The sequence below is a fragment of the Vibrio sp. 10N.222.48.A3 genome, assembly GCF_041475345.1.
Lineage (GTDB): Bacteria > Pseudomonadota > Gammaproteobacteria > Enterobacterales > Vibrionaceae > Vibrio > Vibrio tasmaniensis_A.
In genome coordinates this window covers 1-9,960 of sequence record NZ_JBFRVX010000709.1, presented here as the reverse complement: position 1 = coordinate 9,960, position 9,960 = coordinate 1, and the positions used below count along the sequence as shown (strand labels likewise).

Sequence of the window (9,960 nt, the reverse complement as noted above, 5' to 3'; positions counted from 1 at the left end):
TGTGTTATACCAACAGCAACTGCACCACATGCGCCACTGCCACACGCCTGAGTTTCACCCGCACCACGTTCGTAGACGCGCAAGCGAACCTCTTCACGGTTAACCACTTGCATAAAGCCAGCATTAACACGCTCAGGAAAACGTTCGTGAGATTCAAGCAGCGGACCTAAGGTATCCACATCTGCTGTATCGACGTCATCAACTACGGTAACCACATGTGGGTTACCCATGCTAACAGCACCACAGAACAAGGTGTGTACATCCGTTCTTAGGATATACGTCTTTTCTGGCTGCTTCGCCTTAAATGGAATCTTGCCCGGTTCGAACTCAGGAATACCCATGTTGACAGTGATTAAATCATTGTCTTCAATCTTAAGAACCATTTTCCCTTTCTTGGTGCTCACGTTGATGCTGTACTTATTCGTTAAGCCTTTCATGCGAACGAATCGAGCAAAACAACGTGCACCATTGCCACACTGCTCAACTTCACTGCCATCTGCATTAAATATGCGATAATGGAAGTCAGTTTCAGGATCATAGGGAGCTTCAACTACAAGTAGCTGGTCAAAACCCACACCAGTGTGACGATCCGCCAAACGACGGATCAAATCTGGAGAAAAGAACATATTTTGAGTAATGCAGTCCACGACCATGAAATCATTGCCCAAACCATGCATTTTAGAAAAGTGGAAGTGCATAACGCTTAAAATTACTCCGGAAGAATGTTTTCAAGTTCCCACAGACTCGTAAGCTCTTCACGCTGACGAACCAAATGAGTTTTATCGCCATCAACCATCACTTCTGCCGCACGCGAACGAGTGTTGTAGTTAGATGACATAGCGAAGCCATAAGCACCTGCTGAACGAACAGCCAATAAATCGCCCTCTTCAAGAACAAGGTCACGATCTTTACCTAGGAAGTCACCCGTTTCACATATAGGGCCAACTAAATCGTAAGTCACAGCTTCACCCTGACGCGGGCTAACTGGAACAATATCTTGCCAAGCTTGGTAAAGTGCAGGGCGCATCAGGTCGTTCATTGCCGCATCGATAATGGCAAAGTTCTTATGCTCTGTTGGCTTAAGGAACTCGACTTTTGTTAATAATACACCAGCGTTAGCCGCAATCGCTCTTCCAGGCTCGAAAATCAGCTCTAGATCAGAATGATTGTCTAGGCGAGCCAACAAGGCTTTCGCGTAGTCAGAAGGCTGTGGTGGTAATTCATCACGATAAACCACCCCCAAACCACCGCCAACATCAAGATGCTTGATGTTGATATCGTTAGCTCGTAGTTGGTCGATCAACGCAAGCAAGCGATCAGTGGCATCGATGAAAGGTTCGATATCGGTTAACTGAGAGCCGATGTGGCAATCAATACCATGGATAGACAAGTTATCGAGTGTTTTAGCAAACGCATAAACAGCAGGAGCACGATCGAAGGCGATACCAAACTTGTTATCACGCAGACCCGTAGAGATATAAGGGTGAGTATTGGCATCAACATCAGGGTTGATTCTCAGTGAAATCGGCGCTTTAACTCCAAGTTCACCGGCCACTTTATTCAGTCGCTCCAGTTCTGGCTCAGACTCTACGTTGAAACATTTAATGTTCAACTCAAGCGCTCGCTTCATTTCTGCGGCTGTTTTGCCGACACCAGAGAAAACAACTTTCGCCGGATCGCCACCTGCAGCAACCACACGCTCTAGCTCACCACCAGAAACGATGTCAAAACCAGAACCCAAACGAGCTAAGGTATTCAACACGCCTAGATTCGAGTTAGCTTTAACGGCGTAACACACCAAATGCGGGTGCTCACCTACCGATGAGTCAAATGCGTTCCAGTGACGTTCTAATGTGGCACGAGAATATACATACAGCGGTGTACCATATTGCTCTGCTAGTTGTGAAAGTGCGACGTCCTCAGCCCAAAGCTGGCCATCTTCCTGATAGTTGAAGTAATCCAAAGTTCTTATCCCTTATAAATAACGATTTCTGCGTTTTTCACTTATTGTGATTGTTCAGTCTGTTGAACTTCATCAGGATCATACAAAGGACCCGTTTGACCACAACCAGAAAGTCCAATAACGGACACCATAAACAGAGCTGTAATTAGTTTTTTCATTTTGCACATCGTGATTATTAACTCAATGCCCCCTATAATCGCACCACACTCAGGAAAAGCAATAGGATAGAAAGGATGAACGAGACTGAATTTCATAAGCTGGTCGATATACAGATGCAAAACATCGAAGAAGCGATCGATGAATCAGAGGCAGATATTGATTATGAAGTGACTGGTAACGTAATGACGTTGGAGTTTGAAAACCGCAGCCAAATTATCATCAATCGCCAAGAACCAATGCGTGAGATCTGGTTAGCGTCTAAATCTGGCGGCTTTCACTTCAAGCTAGTTGACGACAAGTGGACATGTTCAAAGACGGGCATGGCGTTGTTTGAGATGGTCAAAGAAGAGTGCGAAAAGCACGCAGATGAAGAGATTAATTGGGTCTAATCATTTGTAAGCAAAACTAAAAAGGAGTGAATCAATCACTCCTTTTTTAATATCAATCAGTCTTGGTAAGACTAGATATTGACTATCTTTGAGCTCCGAGAAGCTAAAGTCGCATCGTTACGATATGGCACCACATAAGAGTTACCTTCTTCAGGGTGAACAATTTGGTAGTACTGAGGTAGGTTAAAGTTAATCAACTTAGACGACACCTTTGACTCATCTTTTACTGAAGTGTAGAAAGAATTCACGCTTGCGATCATCTCATCTTTTTCACCGCTGTACTGGTGATACACCTCAACCTGATTCGACTCGTCCAATACATAAATATTGAAACCTTTGTCGGTATCCTCAAAGAAAAATTGAATTAAACCTTCACTCGCAAAACCATCAACCACTTCTGGTAGCTGATACTCTTGCTCTTTATCGAGCATCAGTAAAGGTGAGCCCTTCAGCTTATTCGTCGAGATACTACGATAGAAATCGACCGAGTTTTCCAGCATCTGCACCGAAACGCCACGACGTTCAAAGAACAGACCAAACATTTTGTTTGCCAGGCGAATAGCTTTAAATCGGCGGCGCTTCTCTGGCTCAATTGGTTTTAATCGCAAGTCGATACACTCGGCAAGCAGTTGATACACCATATTACGCATCACACCGCGTAAGTTTTTGCTGTAACAGAACACATCGACCGACTCTGGCGGCAACGCATCCTGGTGCATTTTACCCAGTACCGTCTTCAGCGCGTCCAACATCGCGGTTTCGCCTTGGAAATGAAGTGTACGAACTTCATGCCAAGAGTTCCGATAAACCAGATCGACACTACCGACTAAGCTCTTACCTTCTTCACCAAAACTGAAAATATCGGCATTCTTAAGATCCACTTTTAATGCGCGACCACTTAATTCAGACGTCGGGTCATTTTCAAAGTTGATGAACATCGCCAGTTGGCTTATCTCACACGGGCTCGCCAGTGCCTGCATACTCGGACGACGCTTACGCAAAGAGAAGGTATTACGTAGATCGCTCACCATTTGATAGAACTTATCGATATCAATGTGGGCGTCACGAACCACAGAGTGCAAACGCGTCGACTCCGTAATCAAACCATTAAAGAATGACCAAGCAACCAACTTACTCAAGTACTCATGGTGCTCAAGTGAAGGCTGACCGAGAATGCGATGTGCAATCAAAGGCTGTTTGTACAAGTACCAACCCGCTTTATTTGACTGACCCTGACGAACTTCGATAAAGCTCAAATCAGGCTCATGGAGATCCGGGGATATTTGTGGATTCAGTAGCGTCACTTTGCCTGGTAACACCTCAAACGCAGCGTAAAGTTTACGTGCCAAGATACTGATATCTTGCGGGCTGATAGCTGAAGTGATGTCGTTACGACGTGCAAATTGAATCAGGTTACGATAGCTAAGCATCAATGCATCAAGCAGCGCATGGTGCACCACTTTAACCTGCTCAACCTTCCAGTTACGGCGGTTGTCGAGCTCAGCAATGGTTTCATGTCCCCAGTTCCAAGATTTAGTCATCTCGGTTAAGGCTTCACGACGCCATGCGACAGAACCAATACCCGCATCTCGTGACAACTTCTCGTGGGTTTTAAGATAGAAGCAGCGTCTCACCAAATCCAATCGAGTATGGTCGTTGATACGTTCTAGGTAGCGAGTTACCTTCTCAAGCATCAGATAGTAGCTATCCATGCCATACAGATCAGGTTCATCTGCGAAGAAACGACGCTTGGTGTCAATACTAAGAAGCTGGGTGTTTGGGTATTCCCATGAATAAGCTTCTAGCAGGATCGCCTTCAACACCGATTTATACGGTGAGTCGATACTCTTATAGAGCTGCCATAGGTTTGAACCAAAGTACTCTTCAGCAGGAATACTGTTCAGCTTGCCGAAATCGATCCACTGCGAGCAATCAAGATAACCATCGTTACATAAACCTTGGACATACTCGTCGTAGCACTCCTCCATTTCTGGCGGGATGATTTGCCACAACAAACGCTGGCCAGCCAAACGAACGGCTGAGCGGTAGAACTCATCAAGCAGTAGTAAGTGCTGTGAAGAACCACAGTTATCACCGGTCATCTCTTCAGAATGATTCGAGCGGAAACGCTCTTCATCCATCAAAAAGAAGTTCGCTTCAACCCCTAAGGTTTCAGCCCAATCAGTAATAAGCAGACATTTATTGGTCAGGCTATCGCGAGATGCGCCATCCATATCTGGAGATACACACACCCAGATATCAAGATCACTTGAGGTACTTTGACCAATAGACGAAGTGCTGCCCATGGTGTACAAACCCAAGATTGCTGGTTCAGCGGCCTCGGTAAGTTTTCCGCCCAGAGTTAATTCAGTATCAGAGACAAATTGCTTTTGGAATTCATTAAGCGTGAAGCTACGAATTCCAAAAGGAACTTGTTGGTCATAATAACCAGGCATCATCGGATGATTGAAGTGAAGCAGCGCGGGGATAAGGTTAAAAACTCGCTGGCCCTGGACATTCATCAACGCCAACGCACGATCAATGCGCTGCTGATTTAGATTGTCTAATCGTTGAATCAAAGTTTGAGTGTAAGCCTGCAAGGTAAGTCCTTGGTTTGAGATTAAGTGTACTTCTGTTTAGTTACTGAACGAAAGCAGCAACAAAACGTGATCAATTTAACACTTTTACCCTTATCGGTAAAGCAAAGGACGCCGTCATACTTACGAATCCCTTGATGACTGAAAGTAAAACTCGCGGCGCCGTAGTGTCCTCTTTATTGACTATTTCTAATAATAGCCCATGTTTCAAATGAGATACCAATCACACTATTTTGGTGAACTCATGAAATTCCCTCTGCTATCAAAGTATCGAATGATCAAACAGTAAGAATTTTCGCCTCACAATGGTAGGATTAGCCTATTACAGAACCTATATCGGAAACACCATGACAAATTCAGCACCAATTCGTATCGCGACCAGAAAAAGCCCTCTTGCCCTTTGGCAGGCATACTTTGTAAGGGATGCACTGCAAGCTGCTCACCCTGGTTTAGAGGTTGAGTTGGTAACTATGGTGACCAAAGGTGACATCATCCTAGACACGCCACTTGCTAAGGTAGGCGGTAAAGGGCTATTCGTTAAAGAACTTGAAGTAGCAATGCTAGAAGGTCGTGCTGACCTCGCAGTTCACTCAATGAAAGACGTACCGGTCGACTTCCCTGAAGGTCTAGGTCTAGTAACTATTTGTGAGCGCGAAGATCCTCGTGATGCTTTCGTATCAAATACTTACAACAACATCGATGAGTTACCACAAGGTGCTGTCGTAGGTACATGCAGCCTGCGTCGTCAATGTCAGTTGCTAGAATATCGCCCAGATCTCATCATTAAAGAGCTGCGTGGCAACGTTGGTACTCGTCTAGGTAAACTCGATGATGGTCAATACGATGCTATCGTGCTGGCAGCAGCTGGCCTTAAGCGATTAGAGCTAGAAGAGCGTATCCGTAGCTTTATCGAACCTGAACAGTCTCTACCTGCTGTAGGGCAAGGCGCTGTTGGTATTGAGTGTCGTCTAGATGATGAACGTCTAATCAAGCTTCTTGAGCCACTGAACCACAAAGACACAGCCGATCGTGTGCTATGCGAACGTGCAATGAACCTAACTCTAGAAGGTGGTTGTCAGGTTCCTATCGGTAGCTACTCATTATTAGATGGCGATAATATCTGGCTACGTGCATTAGTAGGCGAACCAGATGGTTCTAAAATGGTTCGTGGTGAGATCTCTGGCCTTCGCAAAGATGCAGAAGCACTTGGCGTTACTCTGGCAAATCAATTGCTGGATGATGGCGCGAGAGAAATCTTAACCAAGCTATACGCAGACCAAGAATAACTATGACAGTGTTGGTGACTCGTCCCGGTTCAGAGGGACAATCGCTTTGCCAACAACTAGCGGATGAAGGGATTCAAGCAATCCATCATCCGCTTATTCGTATCGTTGATAATCCACACTCATCGGATTTAAGCACCCAGCTTAATAACAGCGATATCATTATTGCAGTCAGTCACCACGCCGTGACCGCTGCCCAAAACATCCTTTCGAAAACTTCATCTATTTGGCCAACTTCGCCGCTTTATCTTGGCGTTGGTCAAAAAACTGCGCACGTTTTAAGCAAAGTTAGTAAACAAAAAGTAAACTATCCCAAAGTGAGTGATAGTGAACATCTTCTCAAACTTACTGAACTTAATGGCGTAGATAATAAATCCATTTTGATACTGCGTGGAAATGGTGGGCGTGAGCTCATTAGAGATTCTCTACTCAATCGAGGTGCAAAAGTCTCTTATTGTGAGACCTACCGTAGAGAATATATTCCTATTAGCGACCACAATACCTATCAAACATGGATAAACAAAAAAACGTCCAAAGTTGTCATCACTAGTCAGGAACAATTGGAGTATCTCTGCTCAATTACCCCTGATGAGTATTTGGCTTGGCTTTCAACAAGACATTTATTTGTCCCAAGCCAGCGCATTGTAGAACGAGCACAACAACTCGGCTTCTCAAACGTGACCAATACTCACAGTGCTACGAACCAAATATTACTGGCTGCTCTCCGGCCCTAGCTAGAACAGGAAATAAGCATGACAAGCAAAAAAAATAATGAGCATATTGAACCTGAAAAGAAACAAGACACTCAGCCAGTAGTTGTTGAAAACGAAAAAGCTGACTCTACAGAGACAAAACAGCCTGAACAAAAACTTGATGCCTCTGCGTCAAATACCGCTCAAAATGAACAGCCTCAAGCTGAGCATAAAGAGCAAATAGAGAGAGCAGAAAAGCAAGGTAAGCGCGGTGTAAAACTAGGCGCTATTGCGATCGCGATTTCAATTATCTTCAGTGGCGGTATCGCATTTCAAATGCAGCAAAAGAGCGCTGAATACTCGGCTCAAATCGCTGCTCTTCAAGCACAACTGCAAAATACCCAATCTGCGGTAAATAAAGATCTACAAACCATCAAGCAAGAGACTATCCAAGAAGCATCACATGCGGTGGAGAAAACTCAAGTCGTGCAATCTCAGCAACAGAAGAGCATTCAAAGCCTACAGCTAGCGGTTGCTGATGTTAAAGGTCGCCGTCCAAATGACTGGTTGCTTGCTGAAGCTGATTACCTTGTGAAACTAGCAGGACGTAAACTGTTCCTAGAGCATGATGCCGTTAGTGCAACCAAACTAATGGAAAGCGCCGATCAACGTATCGCCGCACTGAATGACCCAAGCTTGGTCTCTCTTCGTCAATCAATGACCAATGACATTACTAAGCTTCGCACTATTCCTCTTATCGACCGTGATGGCTTAGTTCTACGCATCACAAGCCTACAACAACAAGTCGATACGCTGCCGCTTGCCAATGCAATCCTGCCTGAGGCTGCCGTTGTTGAGAAAAAAGCCGTATCTCAAGATATTAATGACTGGCAGAACAACCTGATGACGTCGATGAAAGACTTTTCAGAAAACTTCATCACATTCCGCAGTCGTGATGGTGAAGTTATTCCTCTACTCTCTCCTGAGCAACACTTTTACCTGCGTGAGAATATCAAGGGCAAACTAGAGACCGCAATTCGTGCTATCTACAAAGAACAAGGTGATGTCTACAGTGCTGCACTACAAACAGCTAACGAGTGGTCGAAGTCGTACCTAAACCAAGATAACAACTCAGTGATTGAGTTTGAGAAGGCAATTAAGCAGCTGAGCGAGCAGAATATTTCTGTGAAATACCCTGTGAAACTTGAGTCTCAAAATGAGTTATCAGACGTGATACGTGAACGCCTACGTCGTGAAGTCACCGTTATGACCACGGAGGAAAAATAATGATTCGTTGGATTTTTCTTCTTCTCGTTCTAGGTGCTGGGTTAATTGTTGGTACTCAGTTCTCTGGTCAACAAGGCTACGTTCTGATCTCAATTGCGAATAAAACCATTGAGATGAGCGTGACAACACTGGTTATCTTTGTCATTGCTCTTCTAGCGGCTCTATTCGGCTTAGAGTACCTATTTAAAAAGCTTATGTACGCAAGCTCGACAACTTGGAACTGGTTCAGTGTTCGTAAACTAAAGCGCTCTCGTCGTTATACCAATGAAGGCATCATCAAGCTTCTTGAAGGTGACTGGAAAGGCGCAGAGAAGAAGGTAACTCGTTGGGCTAACCACCACGACATGCCGCTACTTTGTTATTTAGTCGCTTCTCAAGCTGCTCACGAACAAGGCAATACAAGTGAGCGTGATAAGTACATTGAGCTTGCTAGCCAACAAGAGGACTCTCTATTGGCCGTTGAGCTAACGAAAGCAAAACAACAGATCAGTGAGTCGAACTACGAAGCCGCATTCGATACACTTTCAACATTGAAAGGTTCGTACCCGAATAACACCGCCGTACTTGGCCTGCTAAAAGCCACTTACATGCAGCTTAAGCTGTGGCAGCCACTGTTAGAGCTAACGCCTAAGCTGGCTAAGAACAAGCTTCTTACACCTGATGAACAAGTTGAGCTGGAACAGAAAGCTCAATGTGGTTTGCTTCACGATGTGGCACAGCAGCAAGGTAGCGAAGGTTTAATCAGTCATTGGAATAAGCTTTCAAGAAAGCAAAAACAAAGCTCTCACCTTGTTTCTTGTTTTGTGAAGCAACTGATCGCTCGTAAAGCTGATTCAGAAGCCTTCACAGTGATTAAAGAAAACATTGCGAAGAGTGGTTCAAATGAGCTCTATATGTTGCTTCCTGAGCTAAATCTTGCCGATCACCACCCAGTAGTTGTGATGCTAGAGCGTGCTATCAGTAAAGATGGTGGCAATGCCGAAGCACACAGCGCATTGGCTCAATTCTACCTAAGAAAACAGAAGTGGGCAGAAGCACAAAGTCACTTTGAAAAAGCACTAGCACTTCGCTCAAATGTTTCAGATTACGGATACCTATCTGATGCCCTAGAGAAGCAAAACTTAACGAAAGCAGCTCACGAGGTTTCTCGTAAAGCACTCGCTCTCGTTCAACCAGCGTAATTCAAAACGACTCAAACTAAGCCGATGTCTAGCATCGGCTTTTTTGTATCTGTTATTTGCCCCTAGATAACTTCTACAACACCTATAAACCAAACTCATCGAACCCTACCCGTCCAACGCCACCAAACCTAGTGCACAAAAGTAACTATGAAATAGCGTAATAAAGCCTCCCAAACAAACGGAGAACGACACTAATTGTGTCTATATGTAGTTTTACGATTTTTATATACAAGCTCTTAGAAGAGGCTCGAGAGGTATGACGCCTGTAAGCTGAAGAGTAAAAGGAGCTCACTTTGAGAGAACACATTTAAAGATATTCACCAACAGACCGAAAGCCACGTTAAATCACGCTGAATTAGCAATTAAATGGCCATCAATATTCCAACTATAAAACGCTAAAGCCGGGGTT

At 44.5% G+C, this 9,960-nt stretch carries 9 protein-coding genes; 5 read left to right on the top strand and 4 right to left on the bottom strand.

Features of this window, described 5'->3' with window-relative positions:
- The 3 genes from dapF to lptM form a co-directional block, all read right to left on the bottom strand.
- Positions 1-698: diaminopimelate epimerase (gene dapF, locus AB4653_RS18735; protein WP_372104966.1), on the bottom strand; the 698-nt coding region annotated here is incomplete at its 3' end.
- 11 nt (positions 699-709) lie between these two features.
- The gene (lysA, locus tag AB4653_RS18730; protein ID WP_009848209.1) at positions 710-1,963 is read right to left on the bottom strand and encodes a diaminopimelate decarboxylase; all 1,254 of its coding nucleotides are present in this window, start codon (positions 1,961-1,963) and stop codon (positions 710-712) included.
- 41 nt (positions 1,964-2,004) lie between these two features.
- Positions 2,005-2,121, bottom strand: a complete 117-nt coding sequence (gene lptM / locus AB4653_RS29125; RefSeq protein ID WP_407829960.1) for a lipoprotein — start codon at positions 2,119-2,121, stop codon at positions 2,005-2,007.
- Between the two features lie 75 nt (positions 2,122-2,196).
- Between lptM and cyaY the strand changes: the two genes are divergently transcribed.
- On the top strand, positions 2,197-2,511 hold the full coding sequence (gene cyaY / locus AB4653_RS18720; RefSeq protein ID WP_009848207.1) for an iron donor protein CyaY: 315 nt from the start codon (positions 2,197-2,199) through the stop codon (positions 2,509-2,511).
- Positions 2,512-2,582: 71 nt separating this feature from the next.
- On the opposite strand, the gene AB4653_RS18715 is transcribed toward cyaY, so the two are convergent.
- Positions 2,583-5,111 carry a class I adenylate cyclase gene (locus AB4653_RS18715; protein ID WP_009848206.1) on the bottom strand — a complete coding sequence of 843 codons (2,529 nt, stop codon included), beginning with the start codon at positions 5,109-5,111 and terminating at the stop codon, positions 2,583-2,585.
- A 344-nt stretch (positions 5,112-5,455) separates the two neighbouring features.
- On the opposite strand from AB4653_RS18715, the gene hemC reads away from it, so the two are divergent.
- The 4 genes from hemC to AB4653_RS18695 are packed head-to-tail and all read left to right on the top strand — an operon-like array spanning position 5,456 to position 9,551.
- Positions 5,456-6,394 (top strand): hydroxymethylbilane synthase, encoded by a 939-nt coding sequence (gene hemC / locus AB4653_RS18710; RefSeq protein ID WP_009848205.1) that lies wholly within the window; start codon positions 5,456-5,458, stop codon positions 6,392-6,394.
- A 2-nt stretch (positions 6,395-6,396) separates the two neighbouring features.
- Positions 6,397-7,125: a uroporphyrinogen-III synthase gene (locus AB4653_RS18705; RefSeq protein WP_009848204.1), complete on the top strand. Its 729-nt coding sequence runs from the start codon at positions 6,397-6,399 to the stop codon at positions 7,123-7,125.
- Between the two features lie 18 nt (positions 7,126-7,143).
- Positions 7,144-8,370: a uroporphyrinogen-III C-methyltransferase gene (locus AB4653_RS18700; RefSeq protein WP_009848203.1), complete on the top strand. Its 1,227-nt coding sequence runs from the start codon at positions 7,144-7,146 to the stop codon at positions 8,368-8,370.
- Positions 8,370-9,551 (top strand): heme biosynthesis protein HemY, encoded by a 1,182-nt coding sequence (locus AB4653_RS18695; RefSeq protein WP_102258047.1) that lies wholly within the window; start codon positions 8,370-8,372, stop codon positions 9,549-9,551. Before AB4653_RS18700 ends, AB4653_RS18695 begins: the two co-directional genes overlap by 1 nt.
- Positions 9,552-9,960 lie beyond the last annotated feature (409 nt).